The sequence below is a fragment of the Streptomyces sp. NPDC059582 genome (genome assembly GCF_042735715.1).
In the GTDB taxonomy this organism is placed as follows: Bacteria; Actinomycetota; Actinomycetes; order Streptomycetales; family Streptomycetaceae; genus Streptomyces.
The window spans coordinates 195,801-221,505 of record NZ_JBHWCC010000002.1 but is presented as its reverse complement, the minus strand read 5'-3'; the positions used below and the strand labels follow the sequence as shown (position 1 = coordinate 221,505).

Sequence of the window (25,705 nt, the reverse complement as noted above, 5' to 3'; positions counted from 1 at the left end):
CGCGCGAAGGGGCTGATGCAGTGACGTCGGTGCTGCAGGCGGGGCGCCGGCCGCGACGAGGGCCGGGCCCGGCACGGAACGAGCGGCGGCCGGCGGGCGGCCACGGCGCCTGGTTCCTGGTGCTGCCCGCGCTGATCCCGATCCTGGTGCTGAGCGTCGGACCGCTGCTGTACGGGATCCTGCTGGCGTTCACCGACGCGCAGTCGGGCCGCACCGCGCCCACGCAGTGGATCGGCGCCCTCAACTTCCGCGACCTGCTGCACGACACGCTGTTCTGGGAGTCGTTCCGGATCGGGCTGGTCTGGGCGGTCGGGGTGACCGTCCCGCAGTTCCTGCTGGCCCTCGGCCTCGCCCTGCTCCTCGACCAGGACCTGCGGCTGCGCTGGCTGGCCCGGGCCCTCGCGATCATCCCCTGGGCCATGCCCGAGGTCGTCGTCGGCGTCATGTGGCGGCTCGTCTACAACCCCGACGCGGGCATCCTCAACGAGACCCTGCGCGACCTCGGCCTGGGCGACGGCCGCGACTGGCTCAGCGGCCTGGCCACCGCCCTGCCCGCGGTGATCGTCGTCGGCGTCTGGGCGGGTCTGCCACAGACCACGGTCGCCCTGCTGGCCGGACTCCAGAACACCCCGCGGGAACTGCACGAGGCTGCGGCGGTGGACGGCGCGGGTGCCTGGCGCCGCTTCCGTACGGTCACCTGGCCGGCCCTGCGCCCGGTGGCCCTGGCGATCACCGCGCTCAACCTGATCTGGAACTTCAACTCCTTCGCCCTGGTCTATGTGCTGACCAACGGCGGCCCCGGCGGCCGCACCCGCCTGCCCATGCTCTTCGCCTACGAAGAGGCCTTCCGTTATGGCCAGTTCGGGTACGCGGCGGCGATGGGCTGTGTGATGGTCGCGGTGATCTCGGTGCTGCTGGCCGGCTTCCTCGTGGGCCGGCTGAGGGGAGACGCACGGTGATGAGGACCCGTCCGGTGGCCCGCGCCGGCCAGTACGCGGCCCTGCTGGCGTACCTCGTCTTCCTGGCCTTCCCGCTCGTCTGGCTGCTCTCCATCGCCTTCAAACCGCCGCGCGAGCTGGCCGACCTGCACCCCACCTGGATCCCGCGGCACCCCACCCTCGCCAACTTCCGACAGGCCTTCGACGAACAGCCCCTGCTGCACGCCGCGTTCAACTCGCTGCTGGCCGCGTCCGGGGCCGCGGTGATCGCCGTGTGCGTGGCGACCCCGATGGCGTACGTCATGGCCCGGCAGCGGGGCCGCCTCGCGCGGGCCGCGTCCGGGTGGGTCGTGGTCAGCCAGGCGTTCCCGTTCGTGCTGGTGATCATCCCGCTGTTCCTGGTGCTGAAGAACCTCCGCCTGATCGACTCGCTCGCCGGGCTGGTCATGGTGTACGTCGTCTGGGCGCTGCCGTTCGCGCTGTGGATGCTCGTCGGATACGTCCGTGCCGTGCCGGCCGAACTGGAGGAGGCGGCCGCGGTCGACGGGGCGGGACGGCTGCGGACGCTGGTGTCGGTGACCGCCCCGCTGCTCGCGCCGGGGATCGTGGCGACGGCGCTGTTCGCGTTCGTCACCGCGTGGAACGAGTTCTTCTTCGCGCTGGTCCTGCTCAAGTCCCCGGGGAAACAGACCCTGCCGGTCGTCCTCACCCACTTCATCGGCGCGGAGGGCGTCGCGGACCTCGGCCCGCTGGCCGCCGCCGCCTTCCTCGCCACCCTGCCCTCGCTGGTGGTCTTCGCGGTCGTGCAGCGGCGGATCACGGGCGGCATGCTCGCCGGGGCGGTGAAGAGCTGATGCGCGCACGCCTGCTGACCGTGGTCCTGCTGCTGCTTCTCGCGGGCTGCACCTCCGGGGGTGGTCACGACGACGGCCGGATCACGCTCCGGTTCCAGTCGCTGGCCTGGCAGCAGGAGTCGGTCGAGGCCAACAAGGAACTGGTCGCGGAGTGGAACGCGGCCCATCCGGACGTCAGCGTCGAGTACGTACAGGGCAGTTGGGACAGCGTCCACGACCAGCTCCTGACCGCCTTCGAGGGCGGCGAGGCGCCCGACGTGATCCACGACGCGTCGGACGACCTCGCGGACTTCGCCTACGGCGGCTACCTCGCCGACCTGACCGACCTGCTGTCCGCACGCCTGAAGTCCGACGTCCCGCAGCGGAGTTGGCGGACGACTACCTTCGGGGACGGGATCTACGGGGTGCCGTTCCTCCAGGAGCCGCGGGTGCTGATCGCCAACGCGGCCTGGCTGAAGCAGTCCGGAGTACGGATCCCGACCCCTGAGGATCCGTGGACCTGGACGGAGTTCAGAAGTGTCACCCGGAAGCTCGGTGACGGCGACGGCGGCAGGTACGGGGTGGCCTGGCCGCTGAAGGAGCCCGTCTCCGCCACGCTCAACCTGTCCCTCTCCGCGGGCGGGCAACTGTTCCACCGGGACGCCGACGGCAGGGTGACCGTCCGCTTCGGGGCGGCCGACGCGGTGGTGCCGAGCACGATCCACGACCAGGTCGACACCGACCACAGCGCCCCCGGTTCGACGCTGGGCAGCGGCGGCTCGGACACGCTGCCCGGGTTCTTCGGCGGCCGGTACGCGATGGTCCCGCTCGGCTTCTCCTACCGCCAGCAGATCGCGCAGCAGGCACCCGAGGGCTTCGACTGGCAGGTGCTGCCCGCCCCGGCCGGCGCCGACGGACTCGCCCAGGGCGTCAGCCCGCAGACGCTGTCCGTCGCCGAGGACAGCCCGCACAAGAAGGAGGCGGCCGCGTTCGTCGACTTCCTGCTGCGCCCGGAGAACATGGTGCGACTGGCCCTCGGCGACTGGATGCTGCCCACCGGCACCGAGGCGCTCGCGGACCCCGCCCTGCACACAGCGAAGGACGGCTGGTCCACCGGCACCGCCCTCGCCGCCCACCTCCGCCCCGCCCCCGCGCAGTCGGTGCGCGGCTACCCGGAGTGGAAGGACAAGGTCGCCACCCCCGCCTTCCAGGAGTACTACAGCGGAGCGATCGGCCTGGACGAGCTGCGCACCCGCCTGGAGCGGGACGGGAACCTCGTCCTGGCCCGCTACCAGCGCTGAGGCCGGCCACGAGCGCTGACGCCCGCTACCGGCGCTGACGAAGGGTTCCGGAGCCGAACGCACCGAACGCACGGTTCCGGCCGAACGCACCGCTCCGGCGCTGGACGCGTAGTGCCGCACTTGCCCCGCTCCCGTGCCGCACTTGCCCCGTGCCGCACTTGCCCCGCCCTCGTTCCGCACCTGCCCCGCTCCGTACCGGCCCCGCCCCCGCTCCGTGCGCATTCCAGTTGCACGAGACGTATCGTCTCGCTTACCGTCGACGGCATGACCACCCCCGCGCACATCGCCATGTTCTCCATCGCCGCCCACGGCCACGTGAACCCGAGCCTGGAGGTGATCCGTGAACTCGTCGCGCGCGGACACCGGGTCACCTACGCGGTTCCGCCCGTGTTCGCGGACAAGGTCGCCGCGACCGGCGCCGAGGTGAAGCCCTGGCACTCCACACTGCCCGGGCCCGACGACGACCCGGCCGCCTGGGGAAGCACGCTGCTCGACAACGTCGAGCCGTTCCTGGACGACGCCGTCCAGGCACTGCCCCGGCTGGCCGAGGCCTACGACGGCGACGAACCCGACCTCGTCGTGCACGACATCGCCGCCTACCCGGCCCGCGTCCTCGCGCACCGCTGGGGCGTGCCCGCGATCTCCCTCTCGCCCGCCATGGTCGCCTGGCAGGGCTACGAGGAGGAGGTCGCCGAGCCGATGTGGGCGGAGCCCCGCAAGACCGAGCGCGGACGGGCCTACTACGCCCGCTTCGGGGCCTGGTTGGAGGAGAACGGCATCACCCTGCACCCCGACGCCTTCGCCGGGCGTCCCGACCGCTCCCTCGTGCTCATCCCCAAGGCCCTCCAGCCGCACGCCGACCGGGTCGACGAGCGCGTGTACACCTTCGTGGGCGCCTGCCGTGCCGACCGGGCCGCCGAGGACGAGTGGCGGCGGCCCGCGGACGCCGGGAAGGTGGTGCTCGTGTCGCTCGGGTCGGCCTTCACCAAGCAGCCCGGCTTCTACCGGGAGTGCGTACGGGCCTTCGGCGACCTGCCCGGCTGGCACCTCGTGCTCCAGATCGGCAGGCATGTCGACCCGGCCGAGCTGGGCGACATACCGGCAGGCGTCGACGTACGGTCCTGGGTCCCGCAGCCCGCCATCCTGGAACAGGCCGACCTGTTCGTCACGCACGCGGGCGCGGGCGGCAGCCAGGAGGGACTGGCCACCGCCACGCCGATGATCGCCGTACCCCAGGCCGCCGACCAGTTCGGCAACGCGGAGCTGCTCCAGGCCCTCGGTGTCGCCCGGCGCCTGTCGACCGAGGAGGCCACCGCCGAGAACCTGCGCGCCACCGCCCTGTCCCTGGTCGACAACCCGGAGGTGGCCCGTCGGCTGAAGGACGTCCAGGCCGGGATGGCTCAGGAGGGCGGCACACGACGGGCGGCCGATCTCATCGAGGCCGAACTCCCCGCGCGGCGCGCATGAGTGAGGGCCCGTCGGTTCCCCCGGGATACCAACGGGCCCTCGGTCGGGGGCGTCAGACCTTCAGCGGCTCACCCTCGTCCCGCACCGGGGCGGCGGCCACGGCCTCCGTCGACTCGTCGTGCGTGAGGTCCGGCATCCGGTCGAGCCACTTCGGCAGGTACCAGTTGCGCTCGCCGAGCAGCGCCATCACCGCCGGGAGCAGCACACCCCGGATGACCGTCGCGTCGATGAGCACCGCGGCCGCGAGGCCGACGCCCATCTGCTTCATGGACTGCATGGACAGCGTTCCGAAGATCGCGAACACGGCGACCATGATGACGGCGGCACTGGTCACGACACCGGCCGTGGTGACCACACCGTGCTGGATCGCGTCCTTCGTCGTACGGCCGCGCAGCCGGGCCTCGCGGATCCGCGAGACCACGAACACGTGGTAGTCCATCGACAGGCCGAACAGGATGACGAAGAGGAACAGCGGCAGCCAGGTGACGATGGCTCCGACGCCCTCCGCGCCCACCAGCGAGGCGCCCCAGCCGTGCTGGAAGACGGCCACGAGGACGCCGTACGCCGCGCCCACCGAGAGCAGGTTCAGCGCGATCGACGTGATCGCGACGGTCAGCGAGCGGAACGACAGCAGCATCAGCAGGAAGGCGAAGACCACGACGAACGCGAAGACCGGGACGACCGAGCCGACCAACTGGTCGTTGAAGTCGTGGTTGCCCGCGACCTGTCCGGTGACCGGCGCCTGCACACCGGCGACCTTGCCGAGCGTGGCGGGCCGTACCTCGTCGCGCAGCTTCTCCAGGCTCGCGCTCGCCTTGTCCTGGTCGGAGCCGCCGACCAGCGGGACGTAGACGAAGGCGACGTTCTGCGCGTCGTGCAGCTTGATCTCGACCGGGCCGCGTGAGGCGCCCGAGCTGATCGCCCGCTCCTTGAACTGGGCGAGCGCGCTCTTCACCTCGGGAGCGTTGATGTCCCGCGCCTTGACGACGACCTCGGCCGGCTCGGAGCCGCCGGGGAAGGCGTCGTTGAGGCGGTCGTAGGTCTGCACGATGGACAGCGAGTCGCCGAACTCCTGGTCCAGGGTGAGGTTCTGGGTCTTCATGCCGACCGCGGGAGCCGCGATCGCCAGCAGGGCGCCGGTCGCGACGACGACGGAGACGACGGGCTTGGCCAGTACGCCCTTGAGGACCGCGGTCCAGAACCGGCTGTCTCCGCTGCCGCCCCGCCGACGTCGGCCCAGGAACGGGATCCTGCCCTTCTCGACCCGCCCGCCCAGCAGCGACAGCAGCGCGGGCAGCACGGTCACCGAACCGACCATGGCGACCGCCACGACCATCAGCGAGGCCAGACCCATCGCCTCGAACTCGGCGAGCCCGGTGAAGAGCATGCCGGCCATCGCCACGCACACCGTGACGCCGGAGACCACGATCGCCCGGCCGCTGGTCGCGGCGGCGATCCGCAGGGCCGTCTGCGCGTCCCGGCCGGCCTCGCGCTCCTCGCGCTCCCGGCGCAGGTAGAACAGGCAGTAGTCGACGCCGACGGCCAGACCGACCAGCAGCATCACGGAGTTGGCGGTGTCGCTCATCGGCATCACATGGCTGACGACGCCCATCAGGCCCATCGTCGCCATGATCGCGGTGATCGCCAGGGCCACCGGCAGCAGCGCGGCCACCAGCGCACCGAAGGCGATGAGCAGAATGCCGAGGGCCACCGGCACCGCGGAGAGCTCGGCCTTCTGGAAGTCGTCCCCGAACGCGTCGTCGAACGTCTTCATCATGCTGGCGCTGCCGATCTCCTCGACCCGCAGCGACGCGTGCTTCTTGCCGACGTCCTCGACGGCCTTCAGGACGGGCTCCACCCGCGTCCCGGCGGTCTCGGAGTCGCCGCGCATGTCGAACTGCACCAGCGCGCTGCGCCCGTCCTTCGAGATCGTCCGCGTGTCGTACGGCGAGGTCACGTCCGTGACGCGGCCGGTGGCCTCCACCGCCGCCACGACATCGGCGACCGCCGCCCGGAACTCGGTGTCCGTGGCCTTGACGCCGGCGTCCTTGCCCTGGATCAGGACCGTCTCGCCGGCCGGCTTCTCGATCCCCGCGTCCTCGATGATCCTGGCGGCGGTGTGCGTCTCGCCCTTGAGCTGGTCGCTCTCGTTGACGTCGACGCGGCCCGCGGCCGAGCCGAGCCCCATCGCCAGGACGACGAACAGCACCCAGATCCCGACGGCCGCCCATCGGTGCCGGGCGCTCCAGCCCCCGGCCCGGGCGGCGAGACCCCGCACCCGTACATCTCCGTTCCCCATGACGGGCCTGCCCCCTCGTCTGCGGTGACAGCCCCTGCCGCCACCTTTCGTTTCGAAGGTATGGGGCGGATAAAGGCATCTCGTCGTACTGCCCGGTGACGTGCGGCGGGCCCGGCTCATCCCCTCGGACCGCGCCGTCTCCGCACTGGGGACGACGACGGCCCCTTACACGCATCCGGGCCCGTCGGGGACGTGGATCAGGGGTGTGAGGTTGTGCCGCATGCTGACCAGTGAGTAACTTACGTTGCCCGGCCCGGGACCGGCCGGGTCCGAGCGGTCGTCGTGCCGACCCCCACGGGGCACGACGACCGCTCTAGGCTGTGCGGATGACGACGTACGCGGCACTGCTGCGCGGTATCAACGTGGGCGGCAGCAAGAAGGTCCCGATGGCGGACCTCCGCACCCTGATGACGGGCCTCGGGTACGACGGTGTGCGCACCCATCTCCAGAGCGGCCAGGCCGTGTTCACCTCCGGCGACGGCGACGAGGAATCCCTCGCGGCCGAGCTCGCGGGGGCGATCGAGCGGCACTTCGGCTTCCCGGTCGGCGTCATCGTGCGCGACCACGCCTACCTGAAGGCGGTCGCCGACGCCTGTCCGTTCCCGGCCGCCGAACTCCAGGCCAAGCAGCTGCACATCACGTACTTCTCCGAGCCCGTCGACGCGGCCCGTTTTGCCGGGGTCGAGCCGGCCGCGTACCTGCCGGAGGAGTTCCGCCTGGGTGACCGCGCCCTGTACCTGTACGCCCCGGACGGCCTGGGCCGCTCCAAGCTCGCCGAGCAGTTGTCCAGGCCGCGGCTCACCAAGGGCCTGACCGCCACCACGCGCAACTGGAACACCGTCGTCAAGCTGGTGGAGCTGACGGGCTGAGCGCCCGCGGGCCGGTGGCCGCCCGTTGCCCCCGGGACAAGGTCGACTCCGAGCGCCCGGACCCCCGCCCGTGCGAGGCTCCTTCCGTGCGCGACAGCCTCCTCGAACACCACGCCCCGCGCGGGCAGTTGCCGCAGGAGCTGGTCGCCCGTGTGCGAGCGGGCGCCGGCGGCCGGAACCCGCGGCAGGGCGCCACGTGGAGCGCTGAACCGGAACCGGGAAGAAACACCGGCCCGTCACGCGCGTGCGGCCCCGGGAATTCCCGGGGCCGCACGGTCATCACCTCACGTCGATGGAATCGAGGTGGGAAGTGGTCCAGGGGTTGCTGGAATTCCCGAAGAAGTTGTACCGGTAGTCACCGTCCGCGGTGGCCCTCACGGTCGTCCGCAGATTTCCCTTGCGGTCGGTCGTGACCGTCTTGAGCGTGGCGAAGGTGTCGGTCCCCTTCTTGCGGAACTGCAACTTCACCGGCTGTCCCGTGTAGGGGACGCTCCGTCCGTCGGTCCAACTGGCGTGCGTCAGGCGTCCGGTGACGGTGAGGGTCCTGCCCTTCTTCACCGGCTCGGGAGCGGCGTCGACGGTCAGCTGCGCGGAGCGCTGCACCCGGGCGGTGCTGAACGCCTCGCGCAGGATGTGGTCGCCGTCGTTGGCGACGGCCGCCGTCCACACCTTCCAGGTCCCGGCGAGGGAGTTGGAGAGGTCGGTCCTCGCGTCGACCACGATCTTGACCTCGCAGGTCGACATCGTGGCGGTGACCTTGGTGCAGTTGCCGACCTGCCCCCCGCCCAGGTTCGGCAGGAGCATGCCGTCGGCGTGGCGGAGGTCGGGCCCGTGCCACAGAGCGGCGTAGGCGTCCTGGATGCCGGAGTCGTCGGTGGCGGTCACGGAGATGGTGAACGTCTTCTTCTGGGTGGCGGCGACCACGACGTTGTTGGCACCGCCGACGCTGATGCCGTAGATCTTCGTGTCGCCCCGCGACTCGTCTCCCGAGGCGGCGGCGAACGCCGTGGTCTTCGAGGCGGAGACGCCCGGCTTCGGCTCGGCCTGGGCGGCCGGCACGGCGAGCGCGGAAAGGGCCAGCGCGGCGGTCACGATGCCGACGGAGGCGGATATGCGCATGTATTTCCCCACGTTGGAGCAGGGCCGGAACTCCCTTTTTCGAGACCCGGGTCCCTGTCGTGTTTCTGTAGTCGATCGACTCGACAGACGAGACAGGGGGAGGAAGCCAACGGTTGCCCGAAGATACGACATTTTTCCGGAGGGGAATCTTCTATTTCTTGGCGCCCTCCGCGCCTGAACCACAGGTGAACGAGGACCGGTCACCGAGGAAAGGCCGGCACGGCCAGGGGCAGGTCGGCGGTCACCGTCCCGCCCTCCGGTGTCGCCCGCAGGGTGAGCGTGCCGCCGATCTGTTCCACGCGCTCGTACATAGAACGGATCCCCACGCCGTGCGGCCACGGCCCGCGGTGGCAGCCGGTGTCCGTCACCGTCACCCGCAGACACGCCGTCCCCGTCAACTCCAGGGTGAGAGTGGCGCTGTCGGCGCCCGAGTGCCGGGCGACGTTGGTCACCGCCTCCACCGCGACCCGGTACGCGGCGACCTCGACCGCCGCGGGCAGCGGGGGCAGCTCCGGGGCGGTGACCGCCACGCGCAGCGGACGGCCGCCGGGTCCGCGCAACGGCGCGATGCGCTGGCGTACGGCGTCGACGAGGCCCAGTTCGTCGAGGGCTCCGGGGCGCAGACCGTAGACGATCCGGCGGATCTCGGTGATCGCGTCGCCGACGTCGGAGCGCAGCCCGCGCAGCATCTCCACGGCACGCTCCGGGTCCCGGGCGACCAGATTGACGGCCGCGTCGGCGGTGTAGGCGATGCCGGTGAGGGTCGGACCGAGACCGTCGTGCAGATCGCGGCGCATCCGGCGGCGCTCCTCCTCCAGCACGGTCACCAACCGGCCGCGGGAAACGCGCAGTTGCTCACTCAGCCGGGCCGCGTGCAGCGCCTGGGCCAGTGGCGCCGCCACCAGCTCCACCACCGCGGCCGCGGCCCGCGGCAGCCGCAGATGCCCGGGCGGCAGCCAGACCACCAGGTCGCCGACGTGCTCGCCGCCGGCCCGCAGCGCCGTGAGCGTGGTGTGGCCGTCGTCCGCGCTTCCCACGGCCCCCGCCGTGGCGATCGTCGAGCCGTCCTGCTGCAGGGCGATGCCCGGCACGCCGAGCGTGGCACGCAGGGTGTGCAGCCACAGTGGCGGCGGCGCCCCGGCGGTGAGGTCCGTACCCAGCCGGGTCAGCGTCTCGACCGGGTCGGCCGATCTGCCGAACAGCATCTCGTCCATGCTCGCCTCGATCCGTAGCCGTACCGGCTGGTACCCGGCCGCGATCACGGCCGCCAGCAGCGCCGGTGTCCCCTTGCCCGGTCGGGAGCCCAGCGCCAGTTCCCACACCGCCGCGACCCCCTCGTACACCGAGGCGCTCAGCGCGAGCATCACGATGAGGACGGCGGCACCGCGCATCACCGCACGCACGTCGGCCCGGCGCGGCGCGACCAGCGCCACCGTGATCGACAGCGGCAGGATCAGCGACAGCGCACCCGTCGCGACGACCGTGGTGACGGGCCCCATCGGCAGGGAGTTCTCCGCCGCGAAGAGCAGCATCCCGCCCAGGATCGACGCGGCGCCGCCGAGCACCACCCACAGCACGCGCCGCCGGTCGTCGCCCGAGGTCACCTCGAACAGCACCCAGATCCCCGCGCACACCGCGGTCCCGGCGGCGATGCCCGTCGTGACCAGAGCGGCCGGCTCGCCCCACACCGCCGCCGCCGCGCAGCCCGCCCCGGTGCCGACGACGGCTCCGTCCGCCCAGCGCAGCAGCCGAGAGGACGGTCGTACCTCGACCACCCGCAGGGCGGCCAGCGGCACCGTGACCGTCGAGGCGACCATGGCCGGCACCACGGCGAACCCCGGGGCCCCGGCGGCGAGGACGAGCGGCGCGCCCAGCAGCGCCACGGCGGACCCCGCCAGCAGCCGGGCGGCGGCGCGGCCCCCGCCGTGGGCGGCCACCGTGCCGGACGACACCGCGAGACCGCAGCCGAGCAGCACCGCCCAGATCACCCACCGGCCGGACGACGAAGGCGGCGCGAACCACAGGGACGCGATCGCCGTCGCGGCGAGCAGTACGAGACCGCTCCAGGGGACGAGCCGACGGCGGCGCGGGCTCATGTGCCGTCGCCCGGCACGGCATCGCCGCCCAGACCCTGCCGCCGGGCCAGGATCACGGCCTCGGTCCGGCCGTTCACCCGCAGCTTGGTGAAGATGGCGGACAGGTGGTTCGCCACGGTCTTGGCGGCCAGGGCCAGTTCGGCGGCGACCCTGCCGTTGCTGTGGCCTCGGGCGACGAGATCCAGCACCTCGCGCTCTCGGACGGTCAACTCCGGGAAGGGGAGGAGGGGTTCGGGTGCCGGGTCCAGCCGCCCGAGCAGCCGGGCCGCGACACCGGGGCCCATCACGAACTGGCCCGCCGCCACCGAACGCAGACTGGTGAGGATCTCCTCCTGCTCCGCCCCCTTGAGCAGATAGCCGCGGGCCCCGGCCCGCATCGCGGACACCACCGTCGCGTCGTCCTCGAACATCGTCACCACGAGCACCGCCACGCCGGGCAGCAGCGCGGCCAGCCGCCGGGTCGCCTCGACCCCGTCCATCGCCGGCATCTGGATGTCCATGACGACGACGTCGGGGCGGCTCAACTGTGCCTCACGCAGGGCCTCTTCACCGTTGCCCGCCTCCGCCACCACCTCCACGCCGGCCAGCGAGGCCAACAGGGCGCTCATGCCGCGCCGTACGACGGGATGGTCGTCGGCGACGAGGACCCGGATCGGGCGGGCAGCGGGGGACGTCATGTCCCGATGATGGCCGAGAAGCGTCCGTGCGGGGAGGGCGCCGATTCCCCCACGGCCCGGGAACTCCTCCCGGGCGAACGGGACGATGAGGTGATGCGCGGTGCGGGGTCCTTCCCCGATGCTCGGTTCACCGGGTCGCCATGGCGGCGGCCCCGAGGCCCGTACGGGGGGAACCGACATGAGTGGGACGGAGGCGGTGGGCGCGCTCACCCGCAAGAACAGGGTGGGCCTGGTGCTCGCCGGGCTGCTGGGGCTCCTCGACACGACGAACTTCCTCAGCATCCCGGCGGACGACTCGGGCGGCGACGGGCCGCCGTCGGGCGTGCTGTTCGCCGACGGCATCCTCGGCCTGATCACGGTGGTCGCCGTCGTCTACACCTGGCCCACCGCCGACCGCACCGGTTCGCGCGTCGTCGCGGGCTCCCGGATCATCTCGGCGATCACCTCCCTCCCCGCGCTGTTCGTCAGCGGGGTCCCGGCGTGGGTGGTGGCCGCGGTCGCGCTCTCCGTGATCGTCACCGTGTTCGTCACGGCCCTGGTCCTGTCCCGCCCGGCACCGACACCCGACCTGTCGACACCGTGAGGGCGACGAGTGAGGTGTGATGCGGGGAGGGGGTGACGTCACGACGCCGCGGGGACGGCGACGTGACCGCGGCTCGACTCCGGTATCCGGGGCCACGGGGGAGTGGCGGACACCGGAGCCGAGCCACGCCGTACGGAGAGGGACTTCGGTTCTGGAGCCGGCTTGCCCGTCGATGCCGGGCGGAGAGGGGCTTCGGTTCTGGAGCCGGCTTGCCCGTCGATGCCGGGCGGAGAGGGGCTTCGGTTCTGGAGCCGGCTTGCCCGTCGGCGCCGTAGGCAGAGGGACTTCGGTCCTGAAGCCGACCTCCCCGCCGATGCCGGGTGGACAGCGGCTTCGGTCCTGGAGCCGACTTCCCCGCCCACCCCGCCGGACAGGCACTCCGCTCCCCCCGGAGCCGTCGTTCCGCGCCGGGCAGGCGCTACGCCCCCATGGCCGCCAATGCCGGCGTACGTGCCGCGTCGTACCGTTCCAGCAGGACCCGCGCCACCTCCGGAGCCGGGCCGAGCGCCTCGGCCAGGACGTCCGCGTCCGCCGCGCCCCGCGCGATGCGGTCCGGCAGGAAACCGGGGGCCAGGACGTAGGGGGCGACGGCCACCCGCTCGCACCCCAGCGCCCGCAGCTCCCGAACCGCGTCCTCGGTGCGCGGAAGGGCCGCGGAGGCGAACGCGGGCCGCACGGCGCGCCAACCGGTGCGCCGCCACTCCCGCGCGATGTCCGCGATCACCGCGATCGCCTCCGGGTCGGTGGACCCCGCCGAGGCCAGGACCACCCCGGTCGAGGACTTGTCGGCGGGCGTCAGCCCCGCCTCGTACAGGCGGCGTTCCAGCGCGGAGAGCAGCAGCGGCGACGGGCCGAGCACCTCCGCCTGCCGGATCCGCAGCCGCGTCGGCGCCTCCCGCAGGACCGCCGGGATGTCCGCCTTCGCGTGGAACGCGCGGGTCAGCAGCAGCGGGAGGGCGACGACATCCCGTACGCCCTCCGCCGCCAGCGACTCCAACACGCCCCGCACGGAAGGGATGTTGAAGTCCAGGAAGCCGGTCTCCACACGCAGCCCCGGCCGCAGCGACCGTACCCGCCGGACGAGGGCGTGCACGGTCGCCGCATGCCGAGGATCGCGGCTGCCGTGGGCGATGACCACGAGAACGGGGCGGGGGACCGGACGGCGCATGGGGCGACTCAGCTCTTCACCAGCAGACCACGGCTGCGCAGCACCCACCGCTCCAGCGGGCTGAAGATCAGCAGGTCGATGGCGATACCGACGAACAGGATGAGCAGGATGGCCTCGAACACCATGGCCATGTCGCCGTTGGTGCGGGCGTTCTCCAACAGCTGGCCCAGACCGACGCCCAGGTCGGGGAAGACCGCGATGATCTCCGCCGCCATCAGCGAGCGCCACGAGAACGCCCAGCCCTGCTTCATGCCGGCCACATAGCCCGGCAGCGCGGCAGGCAGGGTGACGTGCCAGATCCCCTTCAGACCGGTCGCGCCCATCGTGCGGCCCGCGCGCAGGAACAGCGGCGGTACCTGGTCGACACCGGACACCAGACCGTTGGCGATGGAAGGGACCGCGCCGAGCAGGATCACCGCGTACATCATCGAGTTGTTCAGACCCAGCCAGATCACGGCCGGCGGCACCCACGCCACCGACGGCAGCGACTGGAGCCCGGACAGGATGGGTCCGATGGCCGCGCGGACGAACTTCACGCGCGCCACCAGCAGCCCCAGCGGGGTGCCGATGAGCAGCGCGAAGCAGAACCCCAGCAGACCGCGGGAGACGCTGGTCCAGATGTAGTCGAGCAGGTTGCCCTGGAGCCAGGCGTCCTGGACCGTCCGCCAGACCGCGGCCGGAGAGGGCAGCTTGGTGGGATCGTCGACGATCTTCAGGGTGATCAGACCCTGCCAGACCACCAGGACCACGAGGACCGCGGTGATCGGCGGCACGATCTTGTCGACGAAGGTCCGCCGCAACGACGTACGCCCGGTGGCCGTGGCCTCCAGCGCGTCCAGACCCGCCCCGATGCCGGGCAGGTCGGCAGGCTCCGCCGTCTTCGTGTCAGTGCTGGCCATGGCGGCGGATCTCCCCACGCAGGACTTCGGTGATCTCGACGGACAGTTCCGCCACGGGGGCGTCCTCGATGCGGCGCGGCTGCGGAATGTCGACCGTCCACTCGCGGGCCACCCGGCCCGGACGGGAGGACAGCAGGACCACGCGCTGCGCGAGCCGCACCGCCTCCCGCACGTTGTGCGTGACGAACAGGACGGAGACCCCGGTCTCCGCCCAGATGCGGGTCAGCTCGTCGTGCAGCACGTCCCGCGTGATCGCGTCCAGCGCCGCGAACGGCTCGTCCATCAGCAGCAGGCTGCTCTCCTGCGCCAGCGCGCGGGCCAGCGCCACCCGCTGCCGCATCCCGCCCGACAGCTCGTGCACCCGCTTGCCGTACGCGCCCTGCAGCCGGACCAGTTCGAGCAGCTCCTCGGCCTTGCCGCGCCGCTCGGGCTTCGCCACGCCCCTCATCTTCAGGGCGAGTTCGATGTTCTTGCCCGCGCTGAGCCACGGGAAGAGCGCGTGCTCCTGGAACATCAGGGCCGGGCGGCCGTCCGTCGTGATGGCGCCGACGGTGGGCCGGTCCAGGCCCGCCACCAGGTTCAGCAGCGTGGACTTGCCGCAGCCCGAGGCACCCAGGAGGGTGACGAACTCGCCCGGCGCGACATCGAGGCTGATGTCGTCCAGGACGAGCTGCTGCCCGCCCGGTACCGCGAAGGACTTCGAGACGTGCTCGAGGCGTGCCGCCTGTCCGACGGTCGCGTCGGCCTTGGCGAGGGTCGTGGCCATGGTCGTCACCTCCTGGGTACTCATCGTGGGCGGGTGTCAGCCGACGCCGAGACCGGCGTCGTCGACCGCGCTGCCACCCTGGGCCTTGAGGACCTTGTTGAGCAGAGTGAGGTCGTAGATGCCCGCGAGGTCGGGCTTCTCCAGCAGACCGGCCTTGACCGCGTGGTCCGCCTCGGTGCCGAGCGTGGCGGCGAGCGGGTCGTCGGTGAACTGGATCGAGGTCCACGCCGGGTCCAGGACCGCGGCCGGCAGTGCCTTGCCCGAGTCCGCCTCCAGCTGCTTGTTCGCCGCTGCCTTCGCCTTGTCCGGGTTGGCGTTGATCCACTTGTTGGCCTCGACGGAGCCCGTCAGCACGGCTTCGACGACCTTCGGGTGCTCCTTGAGGAACTTCTGCGACACGATGATGTTCGTGATCACGAACTTCTTGTCGGGCCACAGCGTGGCCTCGTCGAGGATCGCCTTGCCGCCCTCGGCGACCAGCTTCGAGGCCGTCGGCTCCGGCACCCACGCACCGTCGATGGAACCGGCCTTGAACGCGTCCGGGGTCACCTTGTTGTCGCTGCGGACGACCGTGACGTCACCCTTGCCGCTCTGCGCGTCGACCTTCCAGCCCTGCTCGGCGATCCAGTTGAGGAACGCCACGTCCTGGGTGTTGCCGAGCTGCGGAGTCGCTATTTTTTTGCCCTTGATGTCCTTGAGGGACTTGATCTTGTCCGGGTCGACGACCAGCTTCACCCCGCCGGACGCCGAACCGCCGACGATGCGCAGGCTCTTGCCGGCGGACTTGGTGTAACCGTTGATCGCCGGAGAGGGGCCGATCCAGCCGATGTCGATGGAACCGGCGTTGAGCGCCTCGATCTCGGACGGACCGGCGTTGAAGGTGGCGTACGAGGCCTTGGTGGCGCCGAGCTCCTTCTGGAAGATGCCCTGCTGGCGGCCGACCAGCGCGGTCGCGTGCGTCAGGTTGCCGAAGTAGCCGATCTTCACGGAGTCCAGGCCGTCGATCTTCTGCGACCCGGCGGCGACCTTCTCGTTCGCGTTCGTGTCCTTGGCGTCGGATCCGTAACCGCAGGCGGCGAGGGTCAGCAGGGGCAGCGCGGCGATGACCGCGAAGGCGGAGCGAAGAACTGATGTGGCAGGCACGGGAGGCTTTCCTCTCGTTGGCCCGGCGGTCACGTCTCTCAGGTCGTGGCCGGGAGTTCGGCGGACGGTCTTCGTCGTTTCCGAGACGGCGGGTGGGGGGACAGGGCGCGCAGGCGGTGCGCGTACGTCATCGCGCACATCGCGCGACTCCGCCCTGCCCGCTGCCGAGGGCGCCGCTGCCGACGCGGCCGCCCTCCTTCGCGAACGTCGAGTAGAAGTCGTTGGTCCGCATGCTCAGAAGTCCCAGCCTTCGTCGTCGGACTCGTCCTTGACGGGGTCCGGCGCGGCGAAGGACTCGCCGACCATGCCCGCGGTGAGCGTGGTGCCGTCGCTAGGGTCGATCAGGATGAACGAGCCGGTGCGGCGCGAGTCGGCGTAGGAGTCGACCGGCAGCGCCTCGGCGGTGCGGATCTTCACCCGGCCGATGTCGTTGGCGACGAGCTGTCCCGGGTGCGGGTGCAGGGACAGGTCGTCCAGCGTGAGGCGGGACGGGATGTCCTTGACGATCGCCTTGACCGTACGGGTGCCGTGCTTGAGCAGCACGCGGTGCCCGACGGACAGCGGCTGGTCGGCCACATGACAGACGGTCGCCTCGATGTCCTGCGTGGTGGGCGGCGCGTCCTTGCTGGGCACGATCAGGTCGCCGCGCGAGACGTCGATGTCGTCCTCCAGCAGGAGGGTCACCGACTGCGTCGTCCACGCCAGGTCCACCGGCGCACCGAGCAGGTCGATGCCGGAGATCCTCGTCGAACGGCCGGACGGCAGCACCGTCACCGACTCGCCGACCCGGAACGTACCGGCCGCGATCTGGCCCGCGTAACCCCGGTAGTCCGGGTGTTCGGCGGTCTGCGGCCGGATCACGTACTGCACGGGAAGGCGGGCGTGGCAGTGCGCCAGGTCGTGGCTGACCGGCACCGTCTCCAGGTGCTCCAGCACCGTCGGACCGCCGTACCAGTCCATGTTCGCGGACGGCTCGACCACGTTGTCCCCGGCGAGCGCCGAGATCGGGATCGCGGTGACCTCGGGGACGCCCAGCTCGGTCGCGTACGCCGTGAACTCCTCGGCGATCGCGGCGAACACGGACTCCTGGTACTCGACGAGGTCCATCTTGTTGACGGCGAGGACGGCGTGGGGCACGCGCAGCAGTGCGGCGATCGCGGCGTGGCGGCGGGTCTGTTCGACGACGCCGTTGCGGGCGTCGACGAGGATCACCGTCAGTTCGGCGGTGGAGGCGCCGGTCACCATGTTGCGGGTGTACTGCACGTGGCCGGGGGTGTCGGCGAGGATGAAGCGGCGTCGGGGTGTGGCGAAGTAGCGGTAGGCGACGTCGATGGTGATGCCCTGTTCGCGTTCGGCGCGCAGACCGTCGGTGAGGAGGGCGAGGTCGGGTGTGTCCTGTCCGCGGCTGGCCGAGGCGCGTTCGACGGCTTCGAGCTGGTCGGTGAGGACCGACTTCGAGTCGTGCAGCAGGCGTCCGACCAGGGTGGACTTGCCGTCGTCGACGGAGCCCGCGGTGGCGAAGCGCAGGAGGGTGGTGGCCGGGAGTGCCTCGGTCGTGGTGGCGCTCATGTCTAGAAGTACCCCTCGCGCTTGCGGTCTTCCATCGCGGCTTCGGACATCTTGTCGTCGGCGCGGGTGGCGCCGCGTTCGGTGAGCCGGGAGGCGGTGATCTCGGTGATGACCTGTTGCAGGGTCGCCGCGTCGGAGTCGACGGCGCCGGTGCAGGACATGTCGCCGACGGTGCGGTAGCGGACCTGCCGCTTCTCGACGTGTTCGCCGGCCTTGGGGCCGCCCCACTCGCCGGCGGTGAGCCACATGCCGTCGCGTCGGAACACTTCGCGTTCGTGGGCGAAGTAGATCGGGGGGAGTTCGATGTGTTCGCGGGCGATGTACTGCCAGACGTCGAGTTCGGTCCAGTTGGAGAGGGGGAAGACGCGGACGTGTTCGCCGGGTGCGTGGCGGCCGTTGTAGAGGTTCCAGAGTTCGGGGCGCTGGCGGCGGGGGTTCCATTGGGAGAAGGCGTCGCGCAGGGAGAAGACCCGTTCCTTGGCGCGGGCCTTTTCCTCGTCGCGGCGTCCGCCGCCGAAGACGGCGTCGAATTTCTCGGTCTGGATCTTTTCGGTGAGCGGGAGGGTCTGGAGGGGGTTGCGGGTGCCGTCGGGGCGTTCTTTGAGGGTGCCCCGGTCGATGTAGTCCTGGACGGACGCGATGTGCAGGCGGAGTTGGTGATTCTGGACGGTGCGGTCGCGGTAGTCGAGGACCTCGGGGAAGTTGTGTCCGGTGTCGACGTGGAGGAGGGAGAAGGGGACGGCGGCGGGGGCAAAGGCCTTGACGGCCAGGTGGAGCATGACGATGGAGTCCTTGCCGCCGGAGAAGAGGATCACCGGTCGTTCGAACTCGCCCGCCACCTCGCGGAAGATGTGCACCGCCTCGGACTCCAGCGCATCCAGGTGGCTGAGGGTGTACGGGCCGGCCGTGCCCTCTTGGCCCCCCCTGACCTCGGCTGCGGTCGTCATGCCAGTCCCCTCTCGCTGAGCAGCGCGTACAGCGACGCCGCGGACTCCTGCACGGTCTGGTTCTGGGACTCGATCCGCAGATCGGGTGACTCGGGCGCCTCGTACGGGTCGTCGACCCCGGTGAGCCCCGTGAGCTCGCCCGCGGCCTGCTTGGCGTACAGGCCCTTCACATCGCGTACCGAGCACACCTCGACGGGGGTCGCGACATGCACTTCGAGGTACGCGGCCCCGCTCTCCTGGTGCCGCCTGCGCACCGCGTCCCGGCTGTCCGCGTACGGCGCGATCACCGGCACCAGGGCCTTGACGCCGTTACGGGCGAGCAACTCGGCCAGGAAGCCGATGCGCTGCACGTTGGTGTGCCGGTCCTCGCGGCTGAAGCCGAGGCCCGCCGAGATGAACTCGCGGACCTCGTCGCCGTCGAGCACCTCGACGCGGTGGCCGTCCTCGCGCAGCCGGCCGGCCAGCTCGTACGCGATGGTGGTCTTGCCGGCGCTCGGCAGACCCGTGAGCCAGACGGTGGCTCCGGTCGTCACGTGTGTCTCCTGAATCTGTGTCATGGGGGTCAGCCGTGCAGCCCGCACTCGGTCTTGGCGCGTCCGGCCCAGCGTCCGGCGCGTGCGTCCTCGCCCTCCAGGACGCGACGGGTGCAGGGGGCGCAGCCGACGGAGGCGTAGCCGTCCGTCAGCAGCGGGTTGGTCAGTACGCCGTGTTCGGCGACGTACGCGTCGACGTCGTCCTGGGTCCAGCGGGCGATGGGCGAGATCTTGACCTTCCGCCGCTTCTCGTCCCAGCCGACGACCGGGGTGTTCGCCCGGGTCGGCGACTCGTCACGGCGCAGGCCGGTCGCCCAGGCCTGGTAGTCCTTCAGCCCCGCTTCCAGGGGCTGGACCTTGCGGAGCTTGCAGCACAGGTCGGGGTCGCGGTCGTGCAGCCGGGGACCGTGCTCGGCGTCCTGCTCGGCGACCGTCCGCCGCGGGGTGAGGGTGATGACATTGACGTCCATCACGGCCTCGACCGCGTCGCGGGTGCCGATGGTCTCCGGGAAGTGGTAGCCCGTGTCGAGGAACACGACGCCCACGCCCTTGCGGGCGCGGGACGCGAGGTGCGCGACCACCGCGTCCTCCATGGAGGAGGTCACGCAGAAGCGGCTGCCGAACGTGTCGACCGCCCACCGGAGGATCTCCAGCGCGGAGGCGTCCTCCAGGTCGCGGCCCGCCCGCTCGGCGAGGGCCTTGAGGTCTTCGGTCGTGCGGTCTTCCTGAGCGGTCGTCATATCTGCTCGTCCCCTCCGGCGTTGGAGTCCCGAAGTCCGCGGGCCAGCAGCCCGAGGAACTTCAGCTGGAATGCGCGGTTGCACGCCCCGCATTCCCAGGCGCCGTGCCCCTGCTCGCTCGGCCGCAGGTCCTCGTCGCCGCAGTAGGGGCAGTAGAAGGGGGCCGCGCGCTCGCTCATGAGGCCTCCTCCGTTTCGCTCGCCGCGGTCACGACAGCGACTCCTCGCCGGCGCGGGCGGCCCAGGTCGCGAACCGCTCGCCCTCCTCGCGTTCGGCCTGGAACCGCTTGAGCACACGCTCCACGTAGTCCGGCAGCTCCGCCGAAGTGACCTTCAGGCCACGGACCTTGCGGCCGAACCCGGCCTCCAGGCCCAGCGCGCCGCCCAGGTGCACCTGGAAGCCCTCCACCTGCTCGCCGTCGGCGTCCACGACGAGCTGCCCCTTGAGACCGATGTCCGCCACCTGGATACGGGCGCAGGCGTTCGGGCAGCCGTTGATGTTGATGGTGATCGGCTCGTCGAACTCGGGCATACGGCGCTCCAGTTCGTCGATGAGCGAGGCGCCGCGGGCCTTGGTCTCGACGATGGCGAGCTTGCAGTACTCGATGCCCGTGCAGGCCATGGTGCCGCGCCGGAACGGGGTGGGCCGGGCGGTCAGGTCCAGCGCCTCCAGGGCCTCGACCAGCGAGTCGACCTGCGCCTGCTCGACGTCGAGGACGACCATCTTCTGCTCGACGGTGGTGCGGACCCGGCCCGAGCCGTGCGCCTCGGCGACCTCGGCGATCTTCGTCAGGGTCGTACCGTCCACGCGGCCGACACGCGGCGCGAAACCGACGTAGAAACGGCCGTCCTTCTGGCGGTGCACGCCGACGTGGTCGCGCCAGCGGGCGACCGGCTGGTCGGGGGCGGGACCGTCGACGAGCTTGCGCTCCAGGTACTCGTCCTCCAGCACCTGGCGGAACTTCTCCGCGCCCCAGTCCGCGAGCAGGAACTTCAGCCGGGCCCGGGTGCGCAGCCGCCGGTAGCCGTAGTCGCGGAAGATCGAGATGACGCCCTCGTAGACGTCCGGGACCTCGTCCAGCGGGACCCAGGCGCCCAGGCGCTGGCCGATCTTCGGGTTGGTGGACAGGCCGCCGCCGACCCACAGGTCGAAGCCAGGGCCGTGCTCGGGGTGGTCGACGCCGACGAAGGCGACGTCGTTGATCTCGTGGGCCACGTCGAGGAGCGGTGAGCCGGAGATCGCGGACTTGAACTTGCGGGGCAGGTTCGAGAAGTCCGGATTGCCGATGATCCGGCGGTGGATCTCGTCGACGGCCGGGGTGCCGTCGATGATCTCGTCCGCGGCGATACCGGCGACGGGCGAGCCGAGGATGACGCGGGGCGTGTCACCGCACGCCTCGGTGGTGGACAGGCCGACCGCCTCCAGGCGGTTCCAGATCTCGGGCACGTCCTCGATCCGGATCCAGTGGTACTGGACGTTCTGCCGGTCGGTGAGGTCGGCGGTACCGCGGGCGAACTCCTGCGAGATCTCGCCGATCACCCGGAGCTGCTGCGTGCTCAGCCGGCCGCCGTCGATCCGGACGCGCAGCATGAAGTACTTGTCGTCCAGCTCCTCCGGCTCCAGGATCGCGGTCTTGCCGCCGTCGATCCCGGGCTTGCGCTGGGTGTACAGCCCCCACCAGCGCATCCGGCCGCGCAGGTCGTTGGGGTCGATCGAGTCGAACCCGCGCTTGGAGTAGATCGTCTCAATGCGTGTCCGCACATTGAGACCGTCGTCGTCCTTCTTGAACTGCTCGTTGCCGTTGAGCGGGGTGAAGTGACCCGCTGCCCACTGACCCTCACCGCGGTGACGGCTCACCTTGCGGCGGGGCGCTGCGGCAGCAGGATTCTCCGGGGTGGCGGCCATGGTTCTACGTCCTTCGGGACAGGCGGAAAGCGGCTCTAACCTGTGCGTGCGGGCGCACGGAAACGTGTTGCGCGTGGCTCGGCGCAGGGGGAGACCAGAGCGGGGACAACGGCGGTGCTGCGGCTCGTCAGCCCACCGGACAGATGGCGCTGGACATGCGGCCGAGGTCGACGTGCCGCCGACTCACCAAGGCGATTCCAGTTCCAGACATGACGGAAGCGTGTCACGGCGATCTGGACACAGTCCAGCTTCGTCCGTCATGTGGACACCCTGGTCCCACATGTCGGGACGTGGGTGTCTTCGGTCACATGGCGTGCGCGCTGCCTTGTCAGCCCAGGTCAGGCGGGGTAGGCGCCCGACCAGGGGCCCGGCGCGGCGACCTGCGGCTGTTCCTCGACCTTCGTGTCGAACAGCTTGAAGCCCCGGCGCAGGTAGTTGTCCATCGCGTGCTCGCCGTCCAGGCTGCACGTGTGCAGCCAGACCCGCTTGGTCACCGGCAGTCCCGGCCGGCGGTCCGCGAGGTCCCAGGCGCGGGCGGCGCCGTACGCGAGCAGGTGCCCGCCGATCCGCCGCCCGCGAAAGGCCGGGATGAGCCCGAAGTAGGCGATCTCCACGACCCCGTCGTCCTGCGGCTCCAGCTCCACGTACCCCGCCGGCGTACCCCGGTCGTAGGCGACCCAGGTCTCGACGCCCGGACGGTCCAGGTGCTCCTGCCACCGCGCGTACGGCCAGCCGAGCCGGTCGATCCAGTGGATGTCCCCGCCTACGGACGCGTACAGGAAGCGGCTCAGCTCGGGCGAGGGGACCTCGGCGCGCACGATCCGGACGTCGCCCTCGGGCGCGGCGGCCGGGAGGACGTCGGTCGGCGCGGTCTGCTCCAGGGACCAGGTGGTCACGGCGATGTTGGTCATGCCGGACAGGGAACCATCTAGTCCAGAGATCTGTCGATCGAGGCCAGCGGCAGCGCGAAGAGCACCCGCGCGGACTGGGACCAGACCTCGCCGGTCTCCTGCCAGTACGAGAGGGACTCCGTCTGCGGGCTCCAGCAGCGGCGCTTCCCCTCGGATCCGCACTTCGTGGCCTGGGCTCCGTCGGTGTCCTGCCGCCACAGACCGCCGGGTCCTTCCCCGTCGGCGGCCGCGCGGCTGACGTACCAGTGCGCCCCGTACGACAGCACGCCCCGGACGTCGGAGGTCCGCGTCGTGTAGGCCTCGGTCGCGTCCGCGCCGCCCGTGACATCGGTGGCGAGGAGTCCGGCGCGGCCGGGGGCGGTGTCGAACGAGTAGCGCCACAGGCGGGCGCGCCGGTCGCCGCCGTCCAGGGTCCACTCGCCGGCGACCAGGCTGTCCGGGGTCGTACTGCGGTCCAGGGAGATGCCGCCGGGACGCGGGGCTCCGTCGGCGCCGGTCAGCCGGTAGGAGCCGACGGCCGGCAGCACGTACCGGTCGCCGTGGGCCGACCAGCCGTCGGTCACCCGGCCGATCGCCTCGGCGTCCACCGTGGCGCGCTGGACGCGGTTCATGTCGTAGACGTACAGCGCGGCACGGTCGCCGTCGCCGGCGGTGACCAGCAGCTTGTCCTGGTACCAGACCATGCCGGAGACCGGGGAGGCGAGCCCGCGGTAGTCGCGGCCGCCGTCGACCGGGACGGCGAGCAGCGCCCAGGTGTAGCTGAGCTGGTCCAGGTCGTTCGCGTCCACGAAGGCGACCCGGGCCAGGCCCCGGTCGGCCGCCGAGCCGCCGCGGCTGGACCAGCCGGAGAGGATCACGCGGTTCGGGCCCCAGCGGCCGTCGTCGTCGGCGTCGCCGGAGGTGGTGACCGCCCCGGGCCGCCACGCGGCGGTGTCCGCGGCGTTCCAGCAGTAGGCGCGGGTGGCCGACGGTTCGACGGGCAGTGCCCGCTTCTCGTCGGAGGTGCAGTCGGCCGCGTCCCGCAGGGTGTGGTCGGCCCCGGCGAGCACGGCGCTGACCCCGACGGGCCGCCCCATCTCCCCGGCGAGCCGGTCCAGGTCCGCGCGCGGCACCAGGTTCTCCGTCAGCCGCAGCCGGGCCGTCTCGGCGGACGAGGTGAGCGGCTTCAGCGCACCGGGATCGTCGGCGACCGTGGCCTGCGAGGCGCTGATCATGGTCGCGGCGGCGGTGAGCGCCAAGGCCGTACCGGCCAGGAACGCCCGCGCCGCTTGGCCCCGCCTGCGCCGGCGGTGTCTGCCACGTTGCTTCATCCGACCTCCCGAGGCGAGCCAACTGCGCCTGACGATCAGTACGTTGACCGAGGAGCAGGTGGGGTGGCCCGTACAGGGGATGCTACGGCAGGTGGGCACTGCCGGGGACGAAGACCCCGCAAATATGCGGAAGATGCCACCGGTTGAGTCACTTACGGTAGGCCGGTCGGCGTGCGCCTACGGCCGGGCGGTCGACGCCCGCGTCCGCGTCACCGCCGGCGCGGTGGAGTGAGGGAGCAGGTCACGGGGGTCGTCCGGCAGCAGGACCTCGACGTCCGCGTCCTCGCAGAAACGATACGGCTGGTGTTCCAGCAGGCCCCCGAGGTACCTCCGCACCCGCGACATCTCGGCCCGCACCGTCACCGTACGGCCCGGGTCGCCGAACAGGTCCCCGGCCAGTCCCGCCGCACTGCGGCCCGAGGGGTGCACGGCCAGCAGATAGAGCAGTTCGGCGTGCCGGGGGCTCAGTTCACGGCTCCAGGAACCCGCGCCGCCCGACACCGTCACCGACCAGCTGCGCGACCGTCCCAGGTCCAGCACGACCCGGGTGGCCGCCCGCGGCAGCGGCTCGTCGGCCGCCCGCACCAGCCAGCCGTCGGCCAGCGGCTCCACCGAGCACAGCCCGATCTCCGGCAGCCACCGGCGGCTCGTCGACAGCGACTTGGGCAGCGCGATCCGGTTCGTGTACGGCATTCCGGTCACGGCCACGGTCCAGCCGTCCTGGTCCACCACCACCGCCCGCTCCCCGAGCCGCGCGAGCACCGGTGCCGCCACCGCGCGCAGCCGTTCCAGCGAACCCTGGTGCAACTCCCGCAGCCGGGCCTCGGCGAGCTTGGCCACCGCGTCGACCCAGGAGAGCGTGGCCGGATGCATCGTCTCCAGCGGGCCGCTGACATCCACCACCCCGAGCAGCCGGCCGTCCCGGGGGTCGGTGATCGGCGCGCCCGTACAGGTCCAGGAGACGAGACTGCGCGCGAAGTGCTCCGCGGCGAACACCTGGACGGGACGGCGCACCACCGCCGGAGTGCCCACCCCGTTGGTGCCGACGGCGTCCTCGCTCCAGTCCGCGCCGGGTTCGAACCCGAGCCCGTCCGCCTTGCGCAGCACCGGCGCGCAGCCCTCGCGCCACAGCACCCGGCCCTCCGGGTCGGCGATCACCATGATGTGGTGGGCTGCATCCGCCACCTGGAGCAGCCCCTCGCGCAGCACCGGCAGGACGTGCCGCAGCGGGGACTCCGCACGGCGCCGCAGGACCTCGTCCGGGGCGAGCAGCCCCGACCGGAACGCGTGCTCGGGATCCACGCCACCGCGCAGCACGCGCCCCCAGGACTGCTCGATCACCGGGCGGGGGGCCATCCGCGCGGGCCGGCCGGCGAGCGTGGCGTCGCGCACGTCGCTGAGCAGCCGGGCCGCGTGCGCCGCGTCGACGGGGGCCGATCGCGGTACGTTCTTCGGCGACTTCGCCACTGGGGCCTCCCGGAAACGGTCCTGCGACGACCGGAGAAGTCAAGCCCCGCGGCCGACGGTTTCCGGTCCTGTTCCGCCGGTTCGGGCGGTGCCTCACATACTGCCGTCCGCCGATGACGGAGGGGCACAGTCCGGACACAGAAACCGGCAAGTTGCAACCCCCTG

23 protein-coding genes and 1 pseudogene are annotated in these 25,705 nt (G+C 71.6%); 6 read left to right on the top strand and 18 right to left on the bottom strand.

Annotated features, from left to right (window positions below):
• The first annotated feature begins 20 nt into the window (after positions 1-20).
• The 4 genes and pseudogenes from ACFV0T_RS03080 to mgt all read left to right on the top strand — a co-directional run bounded on the left by ACFV0T_RS03080 (position 21) and on the right by mgt (position 4,539).
• Complete coding sequence (locus ACFV0T_RS03080; RefSeq protein ID WP_385773784.1) at positions 21-959, top strand: carbohydrate ABC transporter permease; 939 nt, start codon at positions 21-23, stop codon at positions 957-959.
• Positions 959-1,792, top strand: coding sequence for a carbohydrate ABC transporter permease (locus ACFV0T_RS03075; protein ID WP_385773782.1), 834 nt, complete (start codon positions 959-961; stop codon positions 1,790-1,792). Before ACFV0T_RS03080 ends, ACFV0T_RS03075 begins: the two co-directional genes overlap by 1 nt.
• Positions 1,792-3,072, top strand: a complete 1,281-nt coding sequence (locus ACFV0T_RS03070) for an ABC transporter substrate-binding protein (protein WP_385773780.1) — start codon at positions 1,792-1,794, stop codon at positions 3,070-3,072. Before ACFV0T_RS03075 ends, ACFV0T_RS03070 begins: the two co-directional genes overlap by 1 nt.
• Before the next feature lie 227 nt (positions 3,073-3,299).
• Positions 3,300-4,539: pseudogene (mgt, locus tag ACFV0T_RS03065) on the top strand (macrolide-inactivating glycosyltransferase).
• Positions 4,540-4,591: 52 nt separating this feature from the next.
• On the opposite strand, the gene ACFV0T_RS03060 reads toward mgt, so the two are convergent.
• Positions 4,592-6,838, bottom strand: a complete 2,247-nt coding sequence (locus ACFV0T_RS03060; RefSeq protein WP_385773778.1) for an MMPL family transporter — start codon at positions 6,836-6,838, stop codon at positions 4,592-4,594.
• 326 nt (positions 6,839-7,164) lie between these two features.
• Here ACFV0T_RS03060 and ACFV0T_RS03055 point away from each other — a divergent pair, with 326 nt between their 5' ends.
• Positions 7,165-7,707 carry a DUF1697 domain-containing protein gene (locus ACFV0T_RS03055; RefSeq protein ID WP_385773776.1) on the top strand — a complete coding sequence of 181 codons (543 nt, stop codon included), beginning with the start codon at positions 7,165-7,167 and terminating at the stop codon, positions 7,705-7,707.
• Between the two features lie 279 nt (positions 7,708-7,986).
• Here ACFV0T_RS03055 and ACFV0T_RS03050 read toward each other — a convergent pair whose 3' ends face one another.
• The 3 genes from ACFV0T_RS03050 to ACFV0T_RS03040 all read right to left on the bottom strand — a co-directional run bounded on the left by ACFV0T_RS03050 (position 7,987) and on the right by ACFV0T_RS03040 (position 11,599).
• Positions 7,987-8,826, bottom strand: coding sequence for a DUF5707 domain-containing protein (locus ACFV0T_RS03050; RefSeq protein WP_385773774.1), 840 nt, complete (start codon positions 8,824-8,826; stop codon positions 7,987-7,989).
• Positions 8,827-9,026: 200 nt separating this feature from the next.
• Positions 9,027-10,922, bottom strand: a complete 1,896-nt coding sequence (locus ACFV0T_RS03045; protein ID WP_385773772.1) for a sensor histidine kinase — start codon at positions 10,920-10,922, stop codon at positions 9,027-9,029.
• Complete coding sequence (locus tag ACFV0T_RS03040; RefSeq protein ID WP_385773770.1) at positions 10,919-11,599, bottom strand: response regulator; 681 nt, start codon at positions 11,597-11,599, stop codon at positions 10,919-10,921. The genes ACFV0T_RS03045 and ACFV0T_RS03040 overlap by 4 nt, the downstream gene beginning before the upstream one ends.
• Before the next feature lie 178 nt (positions 11,600-11,777).
• Between ACFV0T_RS03040 and ACFV0T_RS03035 the strand changes: the two genes are divergently transcribed.
• Complete coding sequence (locus tag ACFV0T_RS03035) at positions 11,778-12,182, top strand: hypothetical protein (RefSeq protein WP_385773768.1); 405 nt, start codon at positions 11,778-11,780, stop codon at positions 12,180-12,182.
• Positions 12,183-12,600: 418 nt separating this feature from the next.
• On the opposite strand, the gene ACFV0T_RS03030 is transcribed toward ACFV0T_RS03035, so the two are convergent.
• The 14 genes from ACFV0T_RS03030 to ACFV0T_RS02965 form a co-directional block, all read right to left on the bottom strand.
• Entirely contained in the window at positions 12,601-13,350 is a 750-nt protein-coding gene (locus ACFV0T_RS03030; protein ID WP_385773766.1) for a sirohydrochlorin chelatase, read from the bottom strand.
• 8 nt (positions 13,351-13,358) lie between these two features.
• Positions 13,359-14,249: an ABC transporter permease gene (locus tag ACFV0T_RS03025; RefSeq protein ID WP_385773764.1), complete on the bottom strand. Its 891-nt coding sequence runs from the start codon at positions 14,247-14,249 to the stop codon at positions 13,359-13,361.
• Positions 14,236-15,039 (bottom strand): ABC transporter ATP-binding protein, encoded by an 804-nt coding sequence (locus ACFV0T_RS03020; RefSeq protein ID WP_385773762.1) that lies wholly within the window; start codon positions 15,037-15,039, stop codon positions 14,236-14,238. Before ACFV0T_RS03020 ends, ACFV0T_RS03025 begins: the two co-directional genes overlap by 14 nt.
• 12 nt (positions 15,040-15,051) lie before the next feature.
• Positions 15,052-16,158, bottom strand: coding sequence for an aliphatic sulfonate ABC transporter substrate-binding protein (locus tag ACFV0T_RS03015; RefSeq protein WP_385773760.1), 1,107 nt, complete (start codon positions 16,156-16,158; stop codon positions 15,052-15,054).
• Positions 16,159-16,392: 234 nt separating this feature from the next.
• Positions 16,393-17,727, bottom strand: coding sequence for a sulfate adenylyltransferase subunit 1 (locus ACFV0T_RS03010; protein WP_385773758.1), 1,335 nt, complete (start codon positions 17,725-17,727; stop codon positions 16,393-16,395).
• 2 nt (positions 17,728-17,729) lie between these two features.
• Positions 17,730-18,674 (bottom strand): sulfate adenylyltransferase subunit CysD, encoded by a 945-nt coding sequence (gene cysD / locus ACFV0T_RS03005; RefSeq protein WP_385773756.1) that lies wholly within the window; start codon positions 18,672-18,674, stop codon positions 17,730-17,732.
• Complete coding sequence (gene cysC / locus ACFV0T_RS03000) at positions 18,671-19,207, bottom strand: adenylyl-sulfate kinase (protein ID WP_385773754.1); 537 nt, start codon at positions 19,205-19,207, stop codon at positions 18,671-18,673. Before cysC ends, cysD begins: the two co-directional genes overlap by 4 nt.
• A 29-nt stretch (positions 19,208-19,236) precedes the next feature.
• On the bottom strand, positions 19,237-19,947 hold the full coding sequence (locus ACFV0T_RS02995; protein WP_385773752.1) for a phosphoadenylyl-sulfate reductase: 711 nt from the start codon (positions 19,945-19,947) through the stop codon (positions 19,237-19,239).
• Positions 19,944-20,126 carry a hypothetical protein gene (locus ACFV0T_RS02990; protein WP_385773750.1) on the bottom strand — a complete coding sequence of 61 codons (183 nt, stop codon included), beginning with the start codon at positions 20,124-20,126 and terminating at the stop codon, positions 19,944-19,946. The genes ACFV0T_RS02995 and ACFV0T_RS02990 overlap by 4 nt, the downstream gene beginning before the upstream one ends.
• 28 nt (positions 20,127-20,154) lie before the next feature.
• A complete protein-coding gene (locus tag ACFV0T_RS02985) occupies positions 20,155-21,852 on the bottom strand; it encodes a nitrite/sulfite reductase (RefSeq protein WP_385773748.1) in 1,698 nt (565 codons plus the stop codon).
• A 127-nt stretch (positions 21,853-21,979) separates the two neighbouring features.
• Complete coding sequence (locus ACFV0T_RS02980; protein ID WP_350969053.1) at positions 21,980-22,063, bottom strand: putative leader peptide; 84 nt, start codon at positions 22,061-22,063, stop codon at positions 21,980-21,982.
• Positions 22,064-22,190: 127 nt separating this feature from the next.
• The gene (locus tag ACFV0T_RS02975) at positions 22,191-22,763 is read right to left on the bottom strand and encodes a GNAT family N-acetyltransferase (protein WP_385773746.1); all 573 of its coding nucleotides are present in this window, start codon (positions 22,761-22,763) and stop codon (positions 22,191-22,193) included.
• Between the two features lie 17 nt (positions 22,764-22,780).
• Positions 22,781-24,073, bottom strand: coding sequence for a hypothetical protein (locus tag ACFV0T_RS02970; protein WP_385773745.1), 1,293 nt, complete (start codon positions 24,071-24,073; stop codon positions 22,781-22,783).
• A 177-nt stretch (positions 24,074-24,250) separates the two neighbouring features.
• Complete coding sequence (locus ACFV0T_RS02965) at positions 24,251-25,540, bottom strand: GAF domain-containing protein (protein ID WP_385773743.1); 1,290 nt, start codon at positions 25,538-25,540, stop codon at positions 24,251-24,253.
• Between the last annotated feature and the right edge of the window lie 165 nt (positions 25,541-25,705).